Genomic DNA, 23,583 nt, shown 5'->3' on the forward strand with positions numbered 1-23,583 from the left:
AACTTCTCGCTGTGCTTGAGTCTCAAGCTCTTAAATACTAATTAGATAGTCAGGGGGTACTATAACAATTCAGGCCACTGATAAATTTTTAATAAATGGAATCAATAGCAATGGCTCACCTACGGGTGTATTTGCAGAATCCACAGCAGGTAGGGGTGGAAATATTCGGCTACAGATAGAAAATTTACTGATGTTACGTCATCAGGGTTTAATCTCTGCCACTAGTGGTGTTGCTGGTAGTAATGGGCTTGACGGCAATATAGACATCAACACTAAATTCTTGGTTGCTGTCCCCTCCGAGAACAGCGATATTATTGCCAATGGTTTCGGGCGAACTCCTGGTAGTAATATTCAAGTCAGTGCTTCAAAAATTTTTGGTACGCAATTTCGCAAACAGCAAAGTTCAGAAAGTGATATTGTTGCAACTGGAAAGGTCACATTAAACACGCTCGATGTTGACCCCAACAGTAGCTTAGTGCAATTGCCAACAACACCAGTTGACACTCAGGTGGCTCAAGGTTGCTACAGTCCAGATTATGCTCAAAACCGATTTGTGATCGCAGGACGCGGCGGTTTACCACCCAATCCCCAAGACATTCTCACTCCTGATGCGCCTCAAATCGATTGGGTATCTGTTAAACCCACTAATAACAATCGTTCCATACCACCTGTTACCACTAACCCAACTACCTCCATTCCCAAACGCATTGTTGAAGCCACAGGTGCGACGCTAAACGCCAAAGGACAAATAGTCTTGAGTGCTAATTCATCTGCCGCACCCTACACTTTCAGACACAACCCTATTCAGTGTCATGGTCGCTAAAGTTACTCATATTTTGATAGTATCCTGCTTGCTGATGTTGTTCAACAGCCTGATAACTACACCCAGCAGGGCACAGACACTCAATCGCGTACAACCACCCCAAAACAATTCTCCCTCGCTTCCTCAACTTCCGCCACCGCAGGATGTCCAACCACCTTCACCCAAAACACCAACACTACCAACACCACCCCAACTTCCACCTCCATCCGAATTACTTCAACCTGGACAACCACTACTTAAACCAGATGAACCATTCCTGGAGAGATCGCAAATCTTCACTGTTAAACAGTTTGAAGTCATTGGCAGTACAGTATTCAGTCGAGAAAAGTTGAATAAGGTACTTGCTCCCTTTACAAACAAGCCGATAACATTTACACAATTGTTAGAAGCTCGTTCCAAAATTACCGAACTTTATATTCAAGAGGGATACGTTACGTCTGGGGCTTACATTCCTGAACAAACTTTTGATAACAACGGTGTTGTTCAAATCCAGATAATAGAAGGGAAATTAGAAGATATCCAAATAACTGGGACTAAGCGACTCAACCCAAATTATATCCGCAGCCGTATAGCTTTGGGCGCATCCACTCCTTTGAATCAAAAACATTTATTAGAGTCACTACAATTATTGCAACTCAATCCTTTAATTCAAAACCTCTCTGCTGAACTGTCAGCTGGCTCACGTACTGGTGCTAATTTACTGGCTATTAAGATAACAGAGGCTGATTCATTCAATATACAAGCAGTCCTGGATAATGGTCGTTCACCTAGTGTTGGTAGTTTCCGACGCCAACTGCAAATAAACGAAGCTAACTTACTCGGATTCGGAGATAGTATATCGTTAACATATAGCAATACCGACGGCAGTAACACTATAGATACCAGCTACAGCTTACCTCTCAATCCTCGCAATGGTAGTCTTACTTTCAGTTATGGTACTACATCAGCCGATGTCATTGAACGTCCCTTCAATACATTAGATATTGAATCAGCTTCCCAATATTACGAACTGACATTCCGCCAGCCTCTAGTGCAAACTCCTAACCAAGAATTCGCTCTTGGGATAACCGCTTTTCGCAGAGAAAGTGATATTTCCTCCTCTTTACTAGAAGAGAATAAGGTTCCTCTTTCTGAACTTTCACCAGGGGCTGATAAAGAAGGACGCACCAGAGTATCTGCATTGCGTTTTTTTCAGGAATGGACAAGTCGCAATAGCCAAGAAGTCATTGCCGCTCGCTCTGAATTTAGTCTGGGAATTCGTGCATTCAATGCCACAATTAATGATACCGAACCTGACAGCCGCTTTTTCGCTTGGCGAGGACAGGCGCAGTGGGTACGCCTCTTAGCTCCTGATACTCTACTATTAATCCGTGGTAATGTGCAATTGGCTTCTACAGAGCTTTTAGCTTTAGAACAATTTGGTTTGGGTGGTATAAATAGTGTACGAGGGTATCGTCAAGATTTACTGTTGACAGATAATGGCGCTCTTGCTTCTGTTGAGTTCCGGTTACCAATTGCCCGTGTACCACAATGGAATGGAGTTCTGCAAGTTACCACCTTTGGTGATGTTGGCACAGCTTGGAATAATTCTTCCAGTAGAGATGAAAATAATACTAACACTCTAGCTTCTGTTGGTTTGGGTTTACGTTGGTTACAGGGTAATAACTTTACTGCTGGTGTTGAGTGGGGTATCCCTTTAGTTTCTGTTGATACTCAAAGCAATACATGGCAAGAAAACGGTTTATATTTTTTTGTACAATATAATCCGTTTTAATTTCACACAAAATTGCAGAGCTACAGAGAGTCATATCAGTTTTGGATTTTCAGTAATTAGAAGGATTAAATACTATTTAAGAAAGTAAGTTTAAAAATTATATGAAATTTTCTCAGCATTTTTTTCTAGCATTATTGACTACATTACTCTGTACGTTTTTGCCGTATTTTTTTGATTCATCTAATTATTTAACGGTAAGGTTTGCAAAATTTAAAATTGGATTTGATTCTGTTTTAGCAACTACACCTGCTGTCAACCCAACCCAGACTTCTAGCTTAGTACAGCAAAGTCAAGCATTTTATGAAGCAGGACAGTTTGTAGAAGGGGTACAACTTCTCAAAAAAGCAGTAGCTGAATTTAAAGCTACTAATGATGTATTGAATGAAGCTGTAGCTTTAAGCAATCTTTCTTTAACCTACCAGCAATTAGGAAAATGGCAAGAGGCAAATGAAGCTATTACACAAAGTATTAAACTATTACAAACTCTCAAAGATTCAGATTCTTCACAACAGCAAGCCCAAGTTTTTGCCCAAGCTTTAGATGTTCGGGGTGGACTGGAGTTAGCACAGGGACAAACTGAAGCAGCCTTAAGTACTTGGCAAGAAGCAGCTAAAATTTATCAACTCTTAGATGATACATCTGCACTGGTTCGCGATCGCGTTAATCAAGCCCAAGCAATGCAAGCTTTGGGAAATTATCTCCAAGCAGATAAAACCTTAACCTCAGTCCAAGAAATTCTCCAAAAACAACCAGACTCTCCTATAAAAGCGACAGGATTGTATAACTTAGGGAATGTTCAGCGAAGCTTGGGTTATTTGAAGGATTCGCACAAAACTCTCAAAGACAGTTATTCTGTGGCTAGACGAGTGAAAGATGCGATTGCCCAAAGTAATGCTTTACTTAGTTTAGGTAATACAGCCCGCGCTCAAATCTACGCTCAACTTAGTTTGGATAACTCAAGCAGCGCCAAAGATTATACGCAAACAGCAATTCAATACTATCAACAGGCAGCGCAGATTGCATCTACAAAACCTACTGTACGTCTTTTGGCTCAACTAAATTTATTAAGACTACTGGTAGAGCAAAAGGAATTTAGCACAGCAAAGGCATTATTACCTCAAATTCAGTCTGAGATAGACAGTTTGCCTCCAAGTCGGACGGCTGTTAATTACCGAATTAACTTTGCCCAAAGTCTGAGCAAAATGACACAGAACTCAGTTGGGCCAAAAGATGTTGCAAAGATGTTAGCGCAAGCTGTCCAAGTAGCTAAGAGTTTAAAAGATGAACGAACTGAGTCTTATGCCCTTGGTACTCTTGGTGGTTTGTACGAACAAAGCGGACAGCTAGCCGATGCTAAAAGCCTTACACAACAAGCCTTGGTGAAAGCCGAGTCTGTTGATGCTCAAGACATTGCCTATCAATGGCATTGGCAGATAGGACGGATACTGCAAAAGCAATCCGATATCCCAGCAGCAACAGCTGCTTATAATCAAGCTTATAATGCCCTCAAATCCCTTCGTAATGATTTAGTTGCGATTAATCCTGACGTACAATTTTCTTTCCGCGAAAGCGTAGAACCCGTATATCGACAGTACGTTGATTTACTGCTGCAACTTCCGGAAAATACTCTTCAAAAGCCAGATAATCTCGTTCAAGCCCGTCAGGTAATTGAATCTCTCCAGTTAGCAGAACTAGATAACTTCTTTCGTTCACCTTGCTTGTTACCAAGAGTTAACCTTGATAAATTAGTTGAAAAGCAAAAATCTACGGTTGTTATCTATCCAATTATTTTAGATAATCGACTGGAAATTATTACTAGGTTGCCAGGGCAAGATGCAATCTCCCGTAAAACAACTAAAGTCCCTAAAGATGTATTAGAAAACGTTGTAGAACAACTACGAAAAGATTTACCCATTGTTAGCCGGGAGCCTAATGTTAAGCAGCATTCGCAACAGTTATATGACTGGTTGATTAAACCTATAGAATCAGATTTAAGAAATGCAGATATCACATCCCTAGTGTTTGTACTGGATGGTTCTTTGCGAAACATTCCAATGGCGATTCTTTACGATCGCCAACAGCAGAAATATCTGATAGAAAAGTATGCTATTTCTTTGATGCCTGGACTACAACTCCTCGATCCTAAACCTTTACACAACGTGCGGCTAAACGCTTTAATTGCTGGGGTTGAGCAAGAACGCTTGATTGAAGGCAAATCATTTCCCGAACTCTCAAATGTCACACAGGAATTAAAACTAATCCAATCTGAAGTGAAATCAACTAAAGAACTCTTAAATCAAGAGTTCACTAAAGCTAATCTACAAAAGCAAATTCAATCTACTTCCTTTTCAGTGGTGCATCTAGCTACTCACGGGCAATTTAGTTCAGACATTGAAGAAACTTATATTCTTACCTGGGATATCTTACTCAGGGTTAGAGAGCTAGATAATTTACTTCGATCTAGGGGTGAAAATCGACGAGGAACAATTGAATTACTCGTCCTTAGTGCCTGTAAAACTGCCACAGGAGACAAACGAGCCGCTTTGGGGTTAGCTGGAGTAGCAGTGCGGGCGGGGGCACGCAGTACCCTAGCAACTTTGTGGACGGTAGATGATAAATCTACTAGCGACTTTATGGGTGAATTATACCGACAATTAGATGCTGGAGTAACTAAAGCCCAAGCTGTGCAACGCGCCCAACTTGCGATTTTAGCTAAAGAAAATCGTCCATATTTTTGGGCACCTTATGTTCTTATAGGCAATTGGTTGTAATTATTTAACCCACATTCCGCTCTACTGGCAATCTTGATGTGACGGCAACCATAAGTTGTCCGCAGTAGAAGCCCAAAAGCAAATTATTACCTGGGCAAACGTATCTTATTTACTAATAAAAACTAAAAAGAATTCCTCAATTATCTAAATAACTGTAAAATCTCATGAGTTGATAAATAAAATAAATGGAATTTCCTCGAAAATATAAATTATCTCATCTTCAAAGATATAACTATTTATTAAAACTAGAAAAGTCATTAATTGGGTATATAAGAGTAAATTAATTTTGAAACATAGTTAAGTTTTCTGTTTTATAGGTACTATGTTGAATCCCCTGAAATCCTGTGCCTGACTGGAATAGTTTTTCAACTTCATCATAAAGATTACCTTGGTTCTTTTTTAACGTCATTACATAATCAGTTATCTGATGTATTGATTTCATCTAACCAAGAAAACATGACTGAAACTGAATTTTAGTAAAAGATGACCAAATCCCTCATAACTACTGCGCAGTAGTTTGAGGGATTTATGATCTGTTTTTTTCCAAAAGTTAAAAAAAAGGCTATTCTTTCTAGCTAATTGCCTTCTTTTTCTTCAGCCATATTCCCAATAAACCAGCAGTAACTGCTATTCCTCCAATACTTGATGGCTCAGGCACAGGTTTTACACTCACATTATCCAAGTATAAGAATTCATATTTATCCCAATTCCCAAACTTTAACTCTGTGGATGATGCATCTGCCGTGAAATTGAACTTATATTGCGTGTATGGTTGAAAAGAAATGCCTTTTTGATCAAAAAGCTTATTTCCACCTACAAATGTCTGAAATTGATTATCAAGGTTAGGGGCCTCATCTGTAGATGCTAAATAGTAACTAAGTTCATATTGCTGACCAGGTTGTGTAGAAAGCGTTTGTGATATATAGCTGAGGTCTATAAATCCACTAAGTGATAAGCCCTGATTACCACTATTATGCTGAGGAAAATTGCTTATTCTTATCCCTGATACATCCATCGGATCGCCAGACTTAGTCCAGTCTGTAATATTCGGATTTGTAGCGTTGGGATTGTTAGGATCTACGAGGGGATCGAGTTCAAAGCTTCCGTTTTTAACAAGTTCTGCCGCTTGTGCTGCTGCATTATAAATATTAGTAATCACAGCAGTACTAATTAAGGTAGTAGTAAAACTAAAAACAATAATTGAGAGTTTTTTAGTTAAATTCATGAAACTTGACTCCAAATAATTCTAAAATTCGACAATGTAAACAACTTGATATTTACATTTATACTGGCTGGCTTTCAGTAGTGTCAAGAAAAATGAACACTTTCTTCTGGTTTATAAGAGTTAGCTATAGATGTGGATAATGATTCATACACTCAAGGCAATTTTCTCAATAAACCCATAATGGAGTTTTTAAATCAGATGAATTTTAGTGGCATTCTTGACACTATTGAGCCAGACATTGCTTAGGCTTCTACCTGTGGTTTATTTATCTCCATCATCTATTACGGGATCATGCCCATAGTTTTTCCCTTGATGTTCAGGTGTAGCTTTGACACTCACATCATCCAAATATAAAAACGCATACTTGGCTTGGGAGCCAAACTTTATTTCGGTGGATCTTCCTTTTGCTCTAAAATTTAACGTGTATTGTGTGTAGGCTTGGTAAGGAGTATCTTTTTGAAGATAAACCTTTTTACCACCTATAAAAACCTTAAATTTGTTATTCAGATCGGGTGCCTCTTCTGTCGATGCAAGATAGTAAGTAAGTTTGTAGCGTTGACCAGGAAATGTAGAGATAGTCTGTGATATGTAGCTAATAGCTGAAAATCCACCAAGCGATAATCCCTGCTTACCAGTATTAGGAAAATTGTCAATTTTAATACCTGATATATCTATCGGATTACCAGATTTAACCCATCCTGTAACATTAGGATTTGTAGTTTCGGGATTATTTGGATCTACAAGAGAGTCGTATTCAAATCCTCCGTTGATAATCAGTTCTTGTCTTTCAGCTTGTGCTGCTGACTTATAAGTATTAGTAATCACAGCAGTATGAAGGAAAGCAGTAGTCAAACTACAAACAATAATTGAGAGTTTTTTAGTGAACTTCACAAGACATGACTCCAAATAGTTCAAAATTCACGACAACGAGTACTTGATTGATTTACTTTCTGGTGATTAAGGCAGGATAAACCCGTAAGTATTTTTGAAGATATTCTGAGCAGTACTACTACTTAAGTAGTTAGAAAAACTCTGTGCCGTCGTTAAAACTTTTGTCCTGCCAAGTATACCCAGTGGATAAACAATCGAATCGCTCTCTGTTGTGAGGGCAGTTTGTACGACTCTTACCTTGTTAGAAATGGCCGCATCAGTTTTATAAACAGCACCTGCATTGATAGTTTTAGTTACACCTCCAACTACAAGAGTTTTATTTTCAACAGCAGTTAAGACGGCACGCACATTGGCAGCACGGTATAATTTAGGACTGAGAGTAGTAAAAATACCTCGGCTAGTGAGAACTTGTTTGGCATAATTTCCTGCTGGCACAACTGGAGGAGTACCTGTGTAGTCACCTATGGCAATACCAGTAATGTTGGCATTGGTCAAACCATTGAAGCTAGTGAGAGCAGCACTACCAGCACTAACAGGAGGTGTTGTAGGCGCAATCAAAACTAGACGGTTTTTGACAACGTTTTTACGGCTACCTGGAACCAATTTACTTGGAGTTGAATTCTGCAATACATCTATTTGGCTGGTAGCAGCAGAAATGAAAATATCTGCTGGTGCTCCTGCTTGTATTTGGCTCAGTAAAGTACCAGAAGCACCAAACGTATAAACAACGTTGACACCTGGGTTAGCATTTTGGTACTGAGTCTTAATGGCATTCAGCGCGTTTGTTAAGCTGATAGCCGCATACACGTTAAGTGTCGTTACAGAGCTTGCTGGTGATAAATTAACGAACTGCAAGCCTATTACCAGCATCATGCTGCTAACTGCTGTAGCAATCCAAGCAATAAGTCTTCTTCTGTTTCTGTTCATGAAAGTTATAGTTTGGGGAAAATATTACCTAAAAGTCTCATTGTTGACATACCTGACTTACGCACAGGCAAAAGAAATACCAACCACACAGAAGGTAGAGGATATAGATAAATGGGAGTTAGAGAAGGTTTTGGCGTAAATCTTACGCATCATAAATTCTGGAAATAAACGCCCGGCCAATCACAGTTGCTAAAAGCATTGGTGTAATGGGCCGTTTGTTATTTCCAAGTGGAATTACACAAACAGCGAGTGAAATGTATTTAGTGATGAAATAATATCAGTTAAATACGCTTATTACCAACTTTTCTGGTCAATAAATCCTGACAAAAAGCTAATGCAAGTATATTTAAATTCTCTAAAAAGCTTGATTTGTCTATTTATAATGGATTGTGCTATAAAGTTTTCCGATCGCTCCTAAATATCTAAAGCTTTATTTATACCAACTAAATACTTTTAATCATCCATTTAGCTAACTTTATTGGTATTGTAAGTCCTGCTCTGACAATCTGCTGCTCTGACAATCTTTGGATGCGATCGCCTCTACCACTGTGTAAAAAAATCGTGAGCGCATCCAGTAGTGCTCATAACTCATCCGCCTGAAGATGTACATATAATTATTTATTTGTATAAAAATATATATAAACTTTTATGGTACCAATAAAAAAATTGATTTAACATACGCCTAATGATAGATAGATTTTATTAAATGAATAGTTTAGATTTGTAACAAGATACACAGAACTAGGTAAAACACATGGCTAACATAATTGACACTGCCACTAACAATGGTTCTTTCACGACATTAGTTGCAGCAATCCAAGCGGCTGGTCTGGTAGATACACTCAAAGGTCCAGGGCCATTCACCGTCTTCGCACCCACCGATGAAGCGTTTAATAAGCTTCCAGCAGGTACAGTAGACGCACTACTTCAAGATACTGCCAAGCTCAAGAAAATCTTGACCTATCATGTCGTCTCAGGCAAGGTACTAGCTGCTGATGTGGCTAAACTGAAGACAGCTACAACAGTTGAAGGTTCAGATGTAAAAATTGACGCTTCTAATGGCGTCAAGATAAATGATGCAACAGTTGCAACAGCAGATGTTGCTGCTGATAACGGTGTCATCCATGTCATTGACACAGTTTTGATTCCTGCATAACCAAACGTCAGAATAGCGAACGCTATTTCTGGGGTGACGACTACCTATAGTCGTTTCTTCATTACAGTCTGGTTGAATGTTTTTTTAGTAAACATCAACTATCAACAAATCCATCTAGATTCTGTCTAGATGGATTTGTTGTTTTATACGTGTAAAAATGTTGCAATTGCTAGTTTCTGTTCATTAGATGTAATCAAATTTTTAGTTTTGCCAAACCTAAATAACGGATACCTTCGGGAGAAATGTCAAAACGGCAAGGTAAGACTTCTAAACCGAGAGCGATCGCATCCCGCAATAATTTACCATATATAGGATCTGTGCGATCGCCAGGGGAAAATTCTGTACAATCACCCCGATTGATAAAATAAAGCATCACCGCACGAGTCAAAGGTAACAACGCCATCAGTTCTCGCAAGTGCTTTTGCCCTCTGGTAGTCTCCGTGTCAGGAAATAGGGCTAATCTCCCCTCAGACAAGGTTGTATTTTTCACTTCTAAATAAATCGGGCGTTTCTCATCACTCCCCGTCAAAAAAAAATCCACTCGACTTTTTTTATCTAGCCCATAAACCACTTCGCCCTTGATTTGGCTATAGTCGCCCAATTGCGGGAAAAGATATTTCGCCAAAGCTAGCTTTACCACCCGATTGGGCAAAAAAGTATTTATGCCTACCCAAGTCGGCTGATTATCATGTACCTGAATTAGTTCTAGAGTGTAAGCCAATTTGCGGTTAAGATTATCGCTTTTGGAAAGCTGTACCGCACTTTGGGGTGTCGATACTCCAGTCATTGGCCCTGTATTGGGACAGTGTGCTGTCACTATTTCGCCAGAAGTAAGTTGAACGTCAGCAAAAAACCGCTTGTAACGCTTGAGTAAAATACCGGGATACAAAGGCGGGTAACGGTAAAGCCAATCTATCATTATGGAACCTGGTTGCTGCTTGTAAATATACGTTGATTCTTTGCCCACCGAACCCATATCTGCAAATCTTTTCAGCAGCTACTCCGCCCTGTGACAGAATTTGAGCAACTTTATATATCATGGATTGTCAATTTTTGTAGTTAAATTGACAACATAGTAATAAAAAGTAGCATATACTAAGTGTTATAAGCCTCCCAAACAAAGCTGGGAGAATTTCAAAGTGCAAGGAGGTAAATCCTATGCAAAAAGTGTGGACAGCAACGGAATTAGAATATGCTTTTCTATTTACTCTCAAAAAGGTAAATTCGATCAGTCTAGAAGGTTTCAAGCCATTTTTTAGTAGTATGCCTCTTGACCCTTATATCAAAGGCAATTATCGTTCCAGAAGATTATCTCGGTTCACAGTCTCTGGAAATCAGTTAATCAAATTACCTCATGGCGTCTTCTTTCAAAGTAAAGAGTATAATCGATTAGCGGGTGACATCAAAAGAGAGTTTGCAGAATTAGATGATGCACTCATAGAACTTGATATTTTCAAAAATCTTGTTTTGGCATTTAGTGATTCTTGTAAACTTCATCCTGAAGCTGAAATCGGAGTTCATCAAATTAGAATTAGTTGTTATCCTGAGAATTTTGGTAATCCAGCACCTGAAGGTATCCATCAAGATGGCACTGATTTTATTGGCATATTCTCAGTAGATAGAGAGAATATTCAAGGTGGAGAAACACATCTGTATACTGCCAAAAAAGAAAAGCCTGTATTTAGCAAAATTCTAAATCCGGGAGAACTCCTATTGGTTAATGACCATGAGTTTTTCCACTACGCCAATCCTATAAAACCAAAAACTGAGGCTCAAGGAAATTGGGATGTTTTTGTTCTGACTTCTCCCAGCTTGCTTTCAGAATAATGTTAGTGTAAAATTTCAGCACCTAGAAAGCAGAGTTCAGAATAAATCGAGTATTACTTAGTATATTGATTACAGGAATTTACTGCTGATTTTTGAAATATTCTGACTCCTAAATTCTGAATTTTAGTTAACCATAAATATTTGACAATCTACGAGACACGGGGAATTGAATGTAGTCATTTCCCCAATTTTTTATTTTTAACTGGAAAGAATAAATGTGATAATGTGACTAAAATTTTTATATCAGTTAATAAAACTATAATTTTTTTATAGTTTTATTAACTAGAATCGTAACTGTATAAAATACATAACCACAAACTGGTGAATTTAATAATAAATTTGATTAGTGATATTTCACTAAACTGAACTCCAAAATCTGGATGTATACAATATTCCATTTATCAAAAGTTAGGGTGGTGTGTTAGTTTTATTTCACAAAAAATATGAAATATACTTAAAATATGAAGATGAGTGCATAGATTAGGCTACGAAACAAGCCTGCTGGAATTCAATTAACTGAATCAACCAAAAAATGTCATGAATGACGAATTCTACAATAGAGGATTGGAAAAGGCTAGGCGAAAAGATTACGCGGGAGCAATTGAGGAATTTAACCATGCTTTACAACTGACACCTTACTTTAGCGAAGCTTATTTGCAGCGGGGTTTAGCACATTATGACTCAGGAGCAATCCTGAAAGCTGTTTCAGATTATACCGAAGCCCTGAAGCTGAATCCTGAGAGTGTAGAGGCATATTATTGTCGGGGATTGGCTAGGGTAGCGCTGAAAAATTTGTCGGGGGCGCTAGACGATGTTGAACGCGCGATTCGTCTCAATCTCAATTATGCTGCTGCTTATAATCTGCGGGGAATGGTGCGGCGCAAACAGGGTTATATTCAAGATGCGATCGCTAACTTTAAAAAAGCTGCTGGGTTATATCTAGAGCAACAGGACAAAGAGAATTGTCGTCTTTGTCTAGAAAGAATTAAACAGCTACAACCTAAAGAATTACCTGCCGTTGAGCAATTACCTTCTAGCAATGCGCCAATTTTATCCACCAATGATTATTTTACACAATTATTAGAAAAGGCTGAAAAGGGAGATACTCAAGAGGCACTCGCCGATTTAAACTGGGTATTAAAGGCCGATCCGCAAGATGCCCAAGCTTACTGCTGTCGTGGGGTTGTGCGTTGTAAAATGGGGAATTATCGAGAAGCGATCGCAGATTTTAATCAAGCATTACGACTAAATTTTCAAGATGCCATTGTCTATCGCAACCGAGGTAGAGCACGTTCTATCTTAGGAGATCATCAAGGTGCGATCGCGGATCTTAACCAAGCAGTCCAGATGCAACCGGAAGATGTCTTAGTTTATATTGCCAGAGGTAATGTCTATCGGGCAAAGGGCAATTATCTCGGTGCAATTCAAGATTACACGCAAGCGCTGCAAATTAATTCTGATGATGCTCAAGCTTACTACAATCGCGGCATTGCCTATACTTGCTTAGAAGAAATACAAAACGCCGTGGAAGATTATCAACGGGCGGCGAGTATCTTTTGCGAACAAGAAGACTGGGAAAATTATCAACAAGTCTTAAATAGCCTAGAAAAAATCCAGAAATTTAGTCCAGAGTCAAAAAAGCAAAAATATCACCTGCTACGTCAGCGACTTTTACGAATGGTTGGGGGATACTGGGAAATTGCCGAACGATTGATTCAGCAAAACCGGGATTACCATCCTGGGATGTCAGACGAGTGGTATTTGCAAAAAGTGATTGATGATTTAGAACGCGATCGCAATAGATAAAATATAAATCTCACTACAAACGTAAAATCACCCGTATAAATGAAATGTACGGGTGAAAATGCGCTCGAACGCTTATTATTTTTCAATGAAACTAAACGTACCCGATATTAAGCAACGTTTCCAAGTTTAGTGAGAAGTGCGACCTTGACGGCGGCGGCGCAATCCAAACATACCAACTGCTCCCACCGCAAACATTGATAGAGTAACAGATGGTTCAGGAACGGTAGCACCAATTAAAGCTTTAACATTTGCCTCGCCGACATCAAGAACGACGACAACATCATTAAAGTCGCGATCAGAACCTTCGTTCCATTTACCAGTTGCAGAATCTACCCCTGAAGCGTGTAAACCTCCGTATAAATCCTCGAATGCCAGGAGGATGTAGTTGTTGTAAGCATAAGCAACTGCGTGCTGTAGTCCGTCAGCGTTAGAAGCTGTGTCAGTACCAAAGATATTGGCAGAGTTACCACGGCCTAAACCATCGGCTCTCAACCAGAAGTCGAGTTGAGTACCTGCGGTAACATTACCAACTTTCACCCCATCACCTAGTTTTAGTGCGTTACCGCCCCAGCCACCAACACATCCAGTCCCTTCACAAGAAATATCATTAAAAAGCAGCCCAGACTTGTTAGTAGTTCCTGTAGCTTCAAAGGCTAACTGGTTTCTATAACCTGCGCCCTCATTAATAAAGTAAACAGAAACATCGTGGTTGTATTTTAGATTTAATTTACTAGGGTCTAATTTCAATTGTCCGCTGTTTGGAAGGGCAACACTTTCTGCTTGGACAAATTGTTGGAAAGGTGTGTCGTTAAAACCAGTTTGAGACTTATTATATACAGTTGGTTGAGTCCAAGAGCTATTCCAATTAAAATCAGCAGCAGATGCAGTTTCTACTTTGGAAACTAACCCGGTTAATGTAGCTGTAGCGGCAATCAATGCTGTGAATAAATTAAGTTTCATATTATGAGCCATTAAGTAGGAAAAACAATTTAGATAATGCTTTTTGAGCAGCTATCTCTGTTCAGTCGTCTCTTACTTCTAACAGCTAGAATTCTGCAAAGTCAATCTGTTGATTTACTTTTACTAGTATATTTAAATAGCTCTTTATTTAAGGTATTTTTACTGAGAAAACCCTATTTTTTGGCGGGCATCACACTGTTAATAGCACTTAGCAATTAAGCTTTTATATGATTAAAAATTAATGAAAAATTTATCCTGTTTATGAAAATCAGATGTGCGATTTCTATACTGAAAAGCTAAAAGCTTAATCTAGAGCAATTTTCATTTAAATGAGGTAGATAAGTAATAGTGTGCCGTCATCCGTATTAACTAAGCTTTGGCTCAGTTAATACGCTGCTATACAAATAGAGTTGATCTCCGTACTTACGTTGGGAAACGTAGTAATCTATCAAATCAATGAAACCTGGGTAAATAAGTTTAGTGTTTGTTTTAAGCACTCAAGTGCTTACTACGTACTACGCTTTCGTTGCTTGATTAACTAGTAGTAGTCTGTCAAAATCGACTTCGGTATCGTCAGAATCTAGAAGTTATGCCAAGGATGGGAGACAATTTAAGGGGGTTGTACCTTAAAATGACAGTCTTTGCCTAGACTTGATGAATATCTTTTAAGGTTAAAATAATCAAGCTTTTCCAGAGCTACATTCCCCCTTTCACAGATAAAATCTATATATGAACGCTACACAAGAAAAACTAAAAGCTCTTTTAGAGCAGGCTTTAATCGCGGCTTTTGGCACTGACTTGGCTGGAGTAGATCCAATTTTGGTTCCTGCTAGCAATCCTAAATTTGGCGATTATCAGGCGAATGTGGCTTTATCCCTGAGTAAAAAGTTAGGATTGCAACCAAGAGTGATCGCAGGTGCGATCGTTGAGAAACTAGATGTATCCGAAATCTGTGAACCACTGGAAATCGCTGGGCCAGGATTTATCAATCTCAAACTGAAAACAGCATATTTAGAAGCACAACTAAACGCAATTCAAGCCGATCTTAGACTGGGAGTTCCAGCCGCGAAAACGCCGAAGCGGGAAATTGTGGATTTTTCCAGTCCGAATATTGCTAAAGAAATGCACGTTGGACACTTGCGTTCGACGATTATTGGTGATTCCATCGCCCGGATTTTAGAATTTCTTGGACATGATGTACTGCGGCTAAATCATGTCGGTGATTGGGGTACGCAGTTTGGCATGTTAATAGCCTATCTGCGGGAAGTTTACCCAGATGCGCTTACCACCGCTAATGCTTTAGATATTGGTGATTTAGTCTCTTTTTATCGCAAAGCCAAACTGCGGTTTGATACCGATGAAGCTTTTCAAGAAACAGCACGCCAAGAAGTCGTCAGATTACAAGCAGGTGCAGAAGATACACTCCATGCTTGGAAACTGTTGTGCGAACAGTCGCGGCGGGAGTTTCAAATAATTTATGAGTTGCTGGATATCAAGTTAATTGAACGTGGCGAATCTTTCTATAACTCTTTACTATCTGGTGTTGTAGAAGATTTAGAGAAATCTGGGTTACTGGTAGAAAATCAAGGGGCAAAATGTGTTTTTCTGGAAGGGTTTACAAATAGAGAAGGTGAACCTTTACCCTTAATTGTGCAGAAATCAGATGGCGGCTATAACTACGCCACAACAGATTTAGCATCTCTACGCTACCGAATTCAGCAGGATGAAGCAAAGCGGATAATTTATGTAACAGATGCTGGACAAGCAAACCACTTTGCCCAATTTTTCCAAGTAGCACGCAAAGCCGGATGGATTCCTAATGATGTGGAATTAGTGCATGTTCCCTTTGGGTTGGTGTTAGGAGAAGATGGTAAAAGAATCAAAACTCGTTTTGGGGACAGTGTGCGTTTGCGGGATTTATTAGATGAAGCTGTTTCTCGTGCCCATGCTGACCTCAAAACTAGATTACAAAAAGAAGAACGCCAAGAAACTGAAGAATTTATTAATGAAGTTGCTAGGGTAGTTGGAATCAGTGCAGTGAAGTATGCAGACTTAAGCCAAAATCGCACCAGTAACTACATCTTCAGCTACGACAAAATGCTGGATCTTAAAGGTAATACTGCACCTTATATGCTATATGTTTATGCGCGGATTCATGGGATTAGCCGCAAGGGTAATATTAACTTTAAAGAGTTGGGAAATAATGCCGTTTTGTTGCAGCATGAAACAGAATTAGCGCTAGCAAAATATTTACTTCAACTGGATGAAGTTATTAGTAGTGTAGAGCAAGACTTGCTGCCCAATCGTTTATGTGAGTATTTGTTTGAACTAAGTCAGAAGTTTAACCAATTCTACGATCGCTGTTCCATACTACAAGCGGAGGAACCACAGCGCACATCCCGTTTAGTTTTATGTGATTTGACTGCTAGAACTTTGAAGTTGGGATTATCTTTGTTGGGAATTCAGGTATTGGAGAGGATGTAATATTTTTTTTAACGCAAAGTTACGCTGAGGTAGCGCAAAGGTACGCAGAGTAAGAGTTAAGTTAAAGCTTCTTTGTGTACTTTGCGGGTTGTTAAGAAAATTTGCTGGACTTGGAGGCGATCGCTTATGGTACGGACACCATCTAAAAATATAACTTTGGCAGAGTTTCTAATGTTACCAGAAACAAAACCCGCTAGTGAATACATTGATGGACAATTTATTCAAAAACCTATGCCACAGGGAGAACATAGCACTATTCAAGGTGAACTGATTATTTTTATTAATGCTATCTTGAAATCCCAAAAAGTTGCACGAGCATATCCAGAACTGCGGTGTACTTTTGGTGGCAGATCAATTGTCCCGGATGTAGCGGTATTTACCTGGGAGAGAATACCTCGGAAAGAAAATGGCAGGGTAGCAAATTTATTTTCAGCAGATCCTGATTGGACTATTGAGATTCTATCGCCTGACAAAAGACAAACGAAAGTTACAAAAAATATTTTACATTGCCTAAATTATGAAACACAAATGGGTTGGCTGATCGATCCAGAAGAACAAACGGTATTTGTGTACATCCGCAATCAACAGCCACTCATGTTGGATGAACTAGAAGCTTTACTCCCTGTGCCAGATTTTGCAAGTGAGTTGAGGCTGACGGTAGGAAATTTATTTGGTTGGCTGTTAGAGTAAACCCAATCATGTCAAACCCTGACGAACTGAGTAAGGAAATACACCAATTACAACAGGTTTTATGGGTAGGAATCGGTTGTAAACGGGGAACCTCATGGCAGCTGATTGATTGGGCAATTGAGAAAGTCTTTCGAGAAAATCAACTTTTTCCAAGTGCGATCGCAGGTATTGCTACCATTGACACTAAAGCCTCGGAAGTTGGCTTAGTCAAACTTTGTCGCCTCCGCAATTTGCCCCTAAAAACCTTTTCTGCGAAAATCCTTAGCTCTGTCTGTGTCCCCAACCCTGCCACAATTACCGACGATAAAGTAGGTACACCTAGCGTAGCAGAGGCAGCTGCTATGCTTGCAGCTTCTCAACTCACTTCGCTGACTGTTTTCCCCTTTACAAACATAGAAGAATTGCGGGTGAAGTTCTTAGTTCCTAAACAAATTTTCCAGATACAAGGGCAATCAGGAGCGGTAACTCTTGCTGTTGCCCAAGCTTTAAATATTAGTATTACAAAAATTCCCTAATTTTTCTAGTCAACAACTCTCAAAAAATAGTTAATTATGCTAGAAACAATTGCTAGTACAATTGAACCTAACAAAGCAGGTAAAAAGCCCTGAATCTCAAAACCAGAACCAGGAGTTAGGACACTTGCCAGCCAAAGGGCTAAGGCGTTAATCACCAATGTAAATAAACCAAAGGTGAGTAAGGTAATTGGAAACGTCAAAATCTGCAAAATTGGTCTAATAAATGCATTAACCAGACCAATAACAAGGGCAGCAATTAAGGCAGTCAGAAAATTCTTGATAAAGAATCCCGGAACGATATTAGCAGTAATAAACAACGCCACCGCAGTACCAAGCCAAGTTAATAAAAAGTGTTGCATAAGTTTTTTTAGAGGATTTAGCAGTCAGTTTAATTAATTTCACTATTGCCAGTTGTGATCTATAACACGATTAGGTATTGTTGTGCTTGACTCCTAAAGTTGCCATTATCTTTCGTCAGGCTAAAATCAATGTAATTTTTCAGTGCTGCTAAGAGAGATACTTCTAATCGGTATATCTTTATCGTATTGCAGGATGTACCGCAGTGAACTACTCACACTGACCTGAGTACAGTTTAAGTGGGGGACTTAGGGTGATTTAGTTAAATTCATAAAAAATTCTGTGAAGCGCAAAACCCCTACAGAGGTTTATTGAAGTTGAAAAACCTCTGTACCTTGGGGATTTCCAAAAAAGAAATAAGTTATCAGCCCGCGCTTTTGCTTACACGCAAAGGAGACGCTGGCTATGCTCATACTATGCCTAACGCCGCAAAAGAACCTCCCAGGTAGACCCACCAACTACGCCATCAGCTTCTAAACCATAGCGCTTTTGTGCAGCTTTCACTGCTGCTTCGGTTGTCTCGCCAAAGTCTCCATCGGCATCACCTTTCAAGAAACCAAGCTTTTTCAGTTGTTGTTGCAACTTAACAACTTCAGAACCACGTAATCCTATACGCAAAATTGGCAATCCTTCTGAGGTGTATTGAATACCAGGAGTTCGTTTTGTAGTTGTGTTTGACTGAGTTCGAGTAGTTGATGTAGTACGCTTCGGCGTTTTCTTTGTGCTAGAAGTTGTAGTTTTTCTGGGAGTTGCAGGTCTTGGCTCAGGGTTGGTCGTAACTTGAGTTACAGCTTTTTTTGGGGTAGTAGGTTTTGGTTCGGGTCTAGTCGGAACTTGTGTTACAGCTTGTCTCGGAGGGTTGGGGTTGGGATTTGCAACGTTGGTGAGGTTACTAGCCTGGGTTGGAACAGGAAAATTTGTAGCTGAGTTAAATCTTGGCTGGGATGAAGGGACAGTTGATGCTGCTACTGGTTGATTAGGAAAAAGTCGTTGCCAAGTGCTGGCATCAACAACGCCATCTGGATTCAAGCCAGCTGCTTGTTTAAATCGGGAAACAGCACTAGCTGTATTTTCACTATAAATGCCATCTACTGCACCAGAATAAAAACCCAAAAGTTTCAGAGCTGCCTGAAGTTCAGATACGCGTTCGCCTTGGCTACCAACTTTCAGGCTAGGGCGGTTGATGCTATTTCCAGGATTTACTTGGGCAATTTTTTGCGGGGCTGCTATTGATACTACAGCCGTTGAGGTAATAAGCAGAGGCGTAGCCAAGAACAAGAGTATTTTAATGGCTGATAAAGATTTAGACCTCTTTGGCCGCCAATCCTTTTGCCGTTTTTCCATTCTACAGCGATTTACAGTTGGGTCTAGTGATTTTAAATAACTCAAAATACTTGCTGTCAGGCTGCTTTGCATGGAATTCACTCCCAGAATATTCTCATGCTAATGGTACAGCCGCTTGGTCGAAAAAACAGCTGCTGCATTTTACAATATCTTCGACGGGTGTAGCTGGGACACATTCTCAGTTACGCGATCGCGCGATTAATTGCTTCTTCTTGACCAACTAAAGACAAGTAAGGCTCTTTTAAATATTTACAAGCTGAAGCGATCGCATCCTTGGCACTCACCGCCGCAACCAATTCTTGAAACTTGGTGTCAAAATCAATTCCTAAGCCCAAAATTTCATACCAACCGTATATCTGAGCAATTTGCCCGTTCGTTTGTTTACCCAAGGCGTATTGCCCCAGAATCTTGTTTTTAGCAGCTTGGAGTGCGCTATCGGATACTTCGGTGGTACACAATAAATCTACTTCTGTACGCAGTCCTTCTAGGGCAATGCTGGTATTTTCTGGTGCTGTACCGATGTAAACCACAAAGGACGCTGGAAAGAGCCTTGTAGAGTAAAAGGCAGATACTTCGTAAGCTAAACCTCGTTTTTCCCGTAATTCGACAAACAAGCGGCTAGAAAGCCCATTTCCCAAGTAGGTAGACAGCAATTTTAATGAAGCGTAGTCAACTGAACTCACTGATGTTCCTAAATACCCAAGCATCACGATTGATTGTTGTGTCTGTACTGGCTTCAGCTTTACCTGTGGTTCTACCTTAATCTCAGGTAAATTTAGTATTGGCAGTGCTTGGGCTGGGGATTGCCAATCACCAAAAACTTCTTCCACCAATGCTACTGCATCTCTGGGTACGACTCTACCAGCAATACTAATTACTACATTATCTGGACGAAAGTAAGTCTGGTGATACTCCACTAAATCCTCACGAGTTAAGCGGCTCATGGTGGTTTCATCTCCCAGCACTGACATGGAGTAGGGATGATTTTGGTACATTACCTGCCGCATTTGTTCAAAAGCAACATTGAACGGTTGCTCTTTTTGAGAACGAATATCCTGGAGTGCTAAACGCCGTTCTAGTTCCACTTGAGTTTCAGGAAAAGTAGGCGATCGCAAAATTCGCCCTGCCAATGCTAAAATTTCCCCAAAATCAGATGTTACCGTCTTGAAAGATAGTAAAAAATAATCAGTGCCAGTATCCGCACTCAAACTCGCCCCTACAGACTCGACAATTTCTGCAATTTCCAAGCTAGAAAGTCCATCACATCCCTTTGTCATCACTGCTGATAACAAATGTGCCAACCCTGCTTGCTCCCGGTTTTCGTTACAACTACCGGCACGCACAAAGATTCGCGCTGCAATAATGTCCGCAGCCGGATTTTCTGCCACTAGCACGATAATGCCATTGTTCAATACGGTGCGATGGATGGGCGATTTTTGCAGCAAGGTTGTCATTTGTCCTTTGTCATTTGTCATTTGTCCTTTGTCCTTTGTCCTTTGTCAAAAACTAATGCCCCATGATGTCACTTGCTTCTCCCAAGGGGAGAGGCTGCGCGAACAAGTCGGGCATTGCCCGCCCAACGCAGTAGCTCCCCCATGCCCAATGCCCAGTAACTAACACGGTTTAAGTACAGTAACCGCATAATTCTGCGGCGAGAGATACTGTTTAGCTAATTTTTGCAGTTCTTTGGCATCAAAAGACTGAATCTGCTGGGGATATGTCACAGCTAATTCAACTTGGGCAATGGTATTGTAATATCCATAAAGCCCCGTCAGTTGATTTGGTGTTTCAGTAGAAAACGCATACTCGTTACATAGAAGTCTGCGTATACGAGCAAGTTCTTGTTCGCTAATTCCTCTAATCAGCAAATCATCCAGATGAGCGCAAATTAAAGACTCAACTTCCTCCAGGTTTTCTGGTTCTAACCAGGCAGTAATTGTAAATAAACTTGATTCCCGTTGTAGAGAAAAACTACTACAAATTCCCTGTACCAATTGCAAATCTTCTCGCAAATCGCGCACTAAACGCGAAGTCCGCCCTTCTGCCAATAACACTGACAAAAAATCTAAACCATAGCCAGTAGGGATATCTTCTACTCCGGGTACCAGCCACGCCATTAACAATCGCGCTTGCTCTATGCGTGGTAAACACAGTTCTTGACGGTGAATTCCTGTTATTACTGGCTTTGTCACTTTCTCAAACTGCGGACAATTTGAGGGTTCGGCAAAATCAGCAAATGAATGATTTACCATTTCCCAAGCTGGTTGCTGGGCTATACCGCCTGCAATTACCACTGTCATGTTTTCCGGCTGATAGTGAGTGCGGTGAAAACAGCGCATTGCTTCTGGCGATTGCTGCATCAGTTCTTGCTCAGTACCCAGCACCGAACGTCCGTAAGGGTGATGCGGATAGATGCTTTGAATTAGAGCTTGAAATCCTATCCAGTCGGAATCGTCATAACATGAGCGAATTTCCTCTAACACTACATCCCGTTCTCGGCTAAATTCATCTTCTGGAATTGCCGCATTGAGTAGTAGTTCTCCCAAGTAGGGCAGAGTCTCTTTTAAATAAGGGGCAGCTGTGGTGAGTGAATAATGAGCATAATCATAGCTTGTCGCCGCATTACTCACGCCACCCCGGTTTTCAACTTTGGAATCAAACATTCCAGGAGGTAACGTCGCTGTACCTTTAAAAATCATGTGTTCTAAAAAGTGCGCCATGCCAAACCACGGTTTTGGCTCTAGGCTGGCTCCAGCACGCACCCAAACATCCGCCACAACTACGGGAGTAGTGGGAATTTCTTGATGAATAAAAGTTAAACCACTCTCTAGTCGGAAGACTGAGGCTGGAAATACGGTATTAGTTAGTTGTTTTAACAATTTTTTGTAGTTTTAACCACAATTTAACGCAATTGCGTAATTTTAACTCTGAACGATACCTGATTTAGAATCAAGTTATACAGATTTTGTTTTTCCCAGCAAATATCGCTAACTTCAGTAGACCCAACTTTTTTATATGTTGACAAAATAATAAGGGTTTGTACCCATGTTTCTGAGACTGACAAGAGCCAGCGCAAGCGATTGCAGGAAAACTTTTCTACAACCCCATTGCTTAAAAAACTGTATTATAAATTACTATTTTTAGCGTAGGCGTAGCCTGCTGTAGGCATCGCAGACTTTTCAGTTAACTGATTATTGGCTTCTATGGTAGCCTACCACGCCATTTCTTTGGATTTTGAGAAGAGTGGAAAACTGCATAGACAATAATTGTAGTGTTTGAATGCTCATAGAAAACAACGTAAGGGAAGCGGCGAATTACAGCCCTTCAATAGCTTTCGTGAACTACCTGATACATTTCTGGATTTCGCCTAATGAACTGAATACAAGCATCTACACAACGAAGAAATTCTTCACCCAAACCAAGTTCCTGCTCTTCATACCAAATACAAGCCAAAGCCACATCTTGTTCTGCCTCTGGCAGAATAATCAGATTTCTAAACACCATACTGTCTATTACGAATTCGCTCCTTAACTTCTTCCCAGGAACTACCTGAGTCAGGATTTTGTAAGTAGGTTGCTTTTCTCTTAGCAAGTTCTTCTTTTTGCCAGTCAAGCACAGGAATTTGCTCTGGAACTTGGGCAATGCTATCCCATAAGTCTTCCACAAGCTGCAATTTTTCTGAGAGGGTTAACTCAAAAATCTGAGTGAACTCTGCGTTCATACCAACCTCGTTCGGTGACTAGCCATTTTGTTCTAAGTCTATCACTGACAACACTGATGCTTTCAGAATGGCGTTCTAAAAAGCTATTCGCTGCTTCAAGGACAAAAGCTTATGATGAACGCAATAAATCTGGGCATGTTACAGTTTCTTTCCCTAGCGATGATTTTCCATTCAATACTTGGTATTAAAGACGAAAGAATGTGTCCTGAAGGGGTGACAAAGAAGCTAAAAAGCAGATTGGATAAGGAACATAGCACGCAGACCCTTCTGAAAATAGGGTAATTTATTGGGCTTTAAACGCATAAGCTCATG

General features: G+C 40.0%; 22 protein-coding genes. 10 read left to right on the forward strand and 12 right to left on the reverse strand.

The genetic code is table 11. The features are described 5' to 3' along the window. The first annotated feature begins 190 nt into the window (after nt 1–190). The 3 genes from HWQ58_RS25665 to HWQ58_RS25675 all read left to right on the forward strand — a co-directional run bounded on the left by HWQ58_RS25665 (nt 191) and on the right by HWQ58_RS25675 (nt 5,368). The gene (locus HWQ58_RS25665) at nt 191–823 is read left to right on the forward strand and encodes a hypothetical protein (RefSeq protein ID WP_292869050.1); all 633 of its coding nucleotides are present in this window, start codon (nt 191–193) and stop codon (nt 821–823) included. After that, nucleotides 813–2,597: a ShlB/FhaC/HecB family hemolysin secretion/activation protein gene (locus HWQ58_RS25670; protein WP_292869053.1), complete on the forward strand. Its 1,785-nt coding sequence runs from the start codon at nt 813–815 to the stop codon at nt 2,595–2,597. The genes HWQ58_RS25665 and HWQ58_RS25670 overlap by 11 nt, the downstream gene beginning before the upstream one ends. A 101-nt stretch (nt 2,598–2,698) precedes the next feature. Continuing rightward, entirely contained in the window at nt 2,699–5,368 is a 2,670-nt protein-coding gene (locus tag HWQ58_RS25675) for a CHAT domain-containing protein (RefSeq protein WP_292869056.1), read from the forward strand. Nucleotides 5,369–5,648: 280 nt separating this feature from the next. Here HWQ58_RS25675 and HWQ58_RS25680 read toward each other — a convergent pair whose 3' ends face one another. From HWQ58_RS25680 to modA, 4 genes are all read right to left on the reverse strand, one after another. Then, the gene (locus HWQ58_RS25680; protein WP_292869059.1) at nt 5,649–5,777 is read right to left on the reverse strand and encodes a hypothetical protein; all 129 of its coding nucleotides are present in this window, start codon (nt 5,775–5,777) and stop codon (nt 5,649–5,651) included. Between the two features lie 162 nt (nt 5,778–5,939). Beyond that, nucleotides 5,940–6,593 (reverse strand): DUF642 domain-containing protein, encoded by a 654-nt coding sequence (locus tag HWQ58_RS25685; RefSeq protein ID WP_292869062.1) that lies wholly within the window; start codon nt 6,591–6,593, stop codon nt 5,940–5,942. Between the two features lie 261 nt (nt 6,594–6,854). Continuing rightward, nucleotides 6,855–7,484, reverse strand: coding sequence for a DUF642 domain-containing protein (locus HWQ58_RS25690; protein WP_292869065.1), 630 nt, complete (start codon nt 7,482–7,484; stop codon nt 6,855–6,857). 66 nt (nt 7,485–7,550) lie between these two features. Further along, the gene (gene modA / locus HWQ58_RS25695) at nt 7,551–8,411 is read right to left on the reverse strand and encodes a molybdate ABC transporter substrate-binding protein (protein ID WP_292869068.1); all 861 of its coding nucleotides are present in this window, start codon (nt 8,409–8,411) and stop codon (nt 7,551–7,553) included. Between modA and HWQ58_RS25700 the strand changes: the two genes are divergently transcribed. Further along, nucleotides 8,410–8,550: a hypothetical protein gene (locus HWQ58_RS25700; RefSeq protein ID WP_292869071.1), complete on the forward strand. Its 141-nt coding sequence runs from the start codon at nt 8,410–8,412 to the stop codon at nt 8,548–8,550. The genes modA and HWQ58_RS25700 overlap by 2 nt on opposite strands. 615 nt (nt 8,551–9,165) lie before the next feature. Continuing rightward, a complete protein-coding gene (locus HWQ58_RS25705; RefSeq protein WP_292869074.1) occupies nt 9,166–9,567 on the forward strand; it encodes a fasciclin domain-containing protein in 402 nt (133 codons plus the stop codon). A 193-nt stretch (nt 9,568–9,760) separates the two neighbouring features. On the opposite strand, the gene sfsA is transcribed toward HWQ58_RS25705, so the two are convergent. After that, nucleotides 9,761–10,486: a DNA/RNA nuclease SfsA gene (gene sfsA, locus HWQ58_RS25710; RefSeq protein ID WP_292869077.1), complete on the reverse strand. Its 726-nt coding sequence runs from the start codon at nt 10,484–10,486 to the stop codon at nt 9,761–9,763. A 239-nt stretch (nt 10,487–10,725) separates the two neighbouring features. On the opposite strand from sfsA, the gene HWQ58_RS25715 reads away from it, so the two are divergent. Continuing rightward, nucleotides 10,726–11,394: a 2OG-Fe dioxygenase family protein gene (locus HWQ58_RS25715; RefSeq protein WP_292869080.1), complete on the forward strand. Its 669-nt coding sequence runs from the start codon at nt 10,726–10,728 to the stop codon at nt 11,392–11,394. Between the two features lie 537 nt (nt 11,395–11,931). Then, nucleotides 11,932–13,200: a tetratricopeptide repeat protein gene (locus HWQ58_RS25720; protein ID WP_292869082.1), complete on the forward strand. Its 1,269-nt coding sequence runs from the start codon at nt 11,932–11,934 to the stop codon at nt 13,198–13,200. A 126-nt stretch (nt 13,201–13,326) separates the two neighbouring features. On the opposite strand, the gene HWQ58_RS25725 is transcribed toward HWQ58_RS25720, so the two are convergent. Continuing rightward, the gene (locus tag HWQ58_RS25725; protein WP_292869084.1) at nt 13,327–14,160 is read right to left on the reverse strand and encodes a DUF4114 domain-containing protein; all 834 of its coding nucleotides are present in this window, start codon (nt 14,158–14,160) and stop codon (nt 13,327–13,329) included. 729 nt (nt 14,161–14,889) lie between these two features. On the opposite strand from HWQ58_RS25725, the gene argS reads away from it, so the two are divergent. The 3 genes from argS (at nt 14,890) to HWQ58_RS25740 (ending at nt 17,849) form a co-directional block, all read left to right on the forward strand. Next, complete coding sequence (gene argS / locus HWQ58_RS25730; RefSeq protein WP_292869086.1) at nt 14,890–16,644, forward strand: arginine--tRNA ligase; 1,755 nt, start codon at nt 14,890–14,892, stop codon at nt 16,642–16,644. Between the two features lie 126 nt (nt 16,645–16,770). Further along, on the forward strand, nt 16,771–17,334 hold the full coding sequence (locus HWQ58_RS25735; protein ID WP_292869089.1) for a Uma2 family endonuclease: 564 nt from the start codon (nt 16,771–16,773) through the stop codon (nt 17,332–17,334). Nucleotides 17,335–17,342: 8 nt separating this feature from the next. Continuing rightward, nucleotides 17,343–17,849 (forward strand): cobalamin biosynthesis protein, encoded by a 507-nt coding sequence (locus HWQ58_RS25740; protein WP_292869092.1) that lies wholly within the window; start codon nt 17,343–17,345, stop codon nt 17,847–17,849. A gap of 5 nt (nt 17,850–17,854) precedes the next feature. On the opposite strand, the gene HWQ58_RS25745 is transcribed toward HWQ58_RS25740, so the two are convergent. The 6 genes from HWQ58_RS25745 to HWQ58_RS25770 all read right to left on the reverse strand — a co-directional run bounded on the left by HWQ58_RS25745 (nt 17,855) and on the right by HWQ58_RS25770 (nt 23,271). Then, nucleotides 17,855–18,208 (reverse strand): phage holin family protein, encoded by a 354-nt coding sequence (locus tag HWQ58_RS25745; protein WP_292869094.1) that lies wholly within the window; start codon nt 18,206–18,208, stop codon nt 17,855–17,857. A gap of 418 nt (nt 18,209–18,626) precedes the next feature. Continuing rightward, nucleotides 18,627–19,550 carry a peptidoglycan-binding protein gene (locus tag HWQ58_RS25750; RefSeq protein WP_292869109.1) on the reverse strand — a complete coding sequence of 308 codons (924 nt, stop codon included), beginning with the start codon at nt 19,548–19,550 and terminating at the stop codon, nt 18,627–18,629. Nucleotides 19,551–19,732: 182 nt separating this feature from the next. After that, entirely contained in the window at nt 19,733–21,004 is a 1,272-nt protein-coding gene (locus HWQ58_RS25755) for a pitrilysin family protein (protein WP_292869111.1), read from the reverse strand. A gap of 159 nt (nt 21,005–21,163) precedes the next feature. After that, a complete protein-coding gene (locus HWQ58_RS25760; RefSeq protein ID WP_292869098.1) occupies nt 21,164–22,429 on the reverse strand; it encodes a pitrilysin family protein in 1,266 nt (421 codons plus the stop codon). Nucleotides 22,430–22,874: 445 nt separating this feature from the next. Further along, nucleotides 22,875–23,054: a hypothetical protein gene (locus tag HWQ58_RS25765; protein WP_292869101.1), complete on the reverse strand. Its 180-nt coding sequence runs from the start codon at nt 23,052–23,054 to the stop codon at nt 22,875–22,877. Next, nucleotides 23,044–23,271 (reverse strand): addiction module protein, encoded by a 228-nt coding sequence (locus HWQ58_RS25770; RefSeq protein WP_229454196.1) that lies wholly within the window; start codon nt 23,269–23,271, stop codon nt 23,044–23,046. The genes HWQ58_RS25765 and HWQ58_RS25770 overlap by 11 nt, the downstream gene beginning before the upstream one ends. Nucleotides 23,272–23,583: the final 312 nt, after the last annotated feature.

The sequence above is a fragment of the Nostoc sp. LPT genome, assembly GCF_017115165.1.
In the GTDB taxonomy this organism is placed as follows: Bacteria; Cyanobacteriota; Cyanobacteriia; order Cyanobacteriales; family Nostocaceae; genus Nostoc.

Excerpts from the sequence above, each read along its gene's own strand:
- HWQ58_RS25665 (WP_292869050.1), top strand. The coding sequence starts at position 191 with ATGTTACGTCATCAGGGTTTAATCTCTGCCACTAGTGGTGTTGCTGGT.
- HWQ58_RS25670 (WP_292869053.1), top strand. The coding sequence starts at position 813 with ATGGTCGCTAAAGTTACTCATATTTTGATAGTATCCTGCTTGCTGATG.
- HWQ58_RS25675 (WP_292869056.1), top strand. The coding sequence starts at position 2,699 with ATGAAATTTTCTCAGCATTTTTTTCTAGCATTATTGACTACATTACTC.
- HWQ58_RS25680 (WP_292869059.1), bottom strand. The coding sequence starts at position 5,777 with ATGACGTTAAAAAAGAACCAAGGTAATCTTTATGATGAAGTTGAAAAA.
- HWQ58_RS25685 (WP_292869062.1), bottom strand. The coding sequence starts at position 6,593 with ATGAATTTAACTAAAAAACTCTCAATTATTGTTTTTAGTTTTACTACT.
- HWQ58_RS25700 (WP_292869071.1), top strand. The coding sequence starts at position 8,410 with ATGAAAGTTATAGTTTGGGGAAAATATTACCTAAAAGTCTCATTGTTG.
- modA (WP_292869068.1), bottom strand. The coding sequence starts at position 8,411 with ATGAACAGAAACAGAAGAAGACTTATTGCTTGGATTGCTACAGCAGTT.
- HWQ58_RS25705 (WP_292869074.1), top strand. The coding sequence starts at position 9,166 with ATGGCTAACATAATTGACACTGCCACTAACAATGGTTCTTTCACGACA.
- sfsA (WP_292869077.1), bottom strand. The coding sequence starts at position 10,486 with ATGATAGATTGGCTTTACCGTTACCCGCCTTTGTATCCCGGTATTTTA.
- HWQ58_RS25715 (WP_292869080.1), top strand. The coding sequence starts at position 10,726 with ATGCAAAAAGTGTGGACAGCAACGGAATTAGAATATGCTTTTCTATTT.
- HWQ58_RS25720 (WP_292869082.1), top strand. The coding sequence starts at position 11,932 with ATGAATGACGAATTCTACAATAGAGGATTGGAAAAGGCTAGGCGAAAA.
- HWQ58_RS25725 (WP_292869084.1), bottom strand. The coding sequence starts at position 14,160 with ATGAAACTTAATTTATTCACAGCATTGATTGCCGCTACAGCTACATTA.
- argS (WP_292869086.1), top strand. The coding sequence starts at position 14,890 with ATGAACGCTACACAAGAAAAACTAAAAGCTCTTTTAGAGCAGGCTTTA.
- HWQ58_RS25735 (WP_292869089.1), top strand. The coding sequence starts at position 16,771 with ATGGTACGGACACCATCTAAAAATATAACTTTGGCAGAGTTTCTAATG.
- HWQ58_RS25740 (WP_292869092.1), top strand. The coding sequence starts at position 17,343 with ATGTCAAACCCTGACGAACTGAGTAAGGAAATACACCAATTACAACAG.
- HWQ58_RS25745 (WP_292869094.1), bottom strand. The coding sequence starts at position 18,208 with ATGCAACACTTTTTATTAACTTGGCTTGGTACTGCGGTGGCGTTGTTT.
- HWQ58_RS25750 (WP_292869109.1), bottom strand. The coding sequence starts at position 19,550 with ATGGAAAAACGGCAAAAGGATTGGCGGCCAAAGAGGTCTAAATCTTTA.
- HWQ58_RS25755 (WP_292869111.1), bottom strand. The coding sequence starts at position 21,004 with ATGACAACCTTGCTGCAAAAATCGCCCATCCATCGCACCGTATTGAAC.
- HWQ58_RS25765 (WP_292869101.1), bottom strand. The coding sequence starts at position 23,054 with ATGGTGTTTAGAAATCTGATTATTCTGCCAGAGGCAGAACAAGATGTG.
- HWQ58_RS25770 (WP_229454196.1), bottom strand. The coding sequence starts at position 23,271 with ATGAACGCAGAGTTCACTCAGATTTTTGAGTTAACCCTCTCAGAAAAA.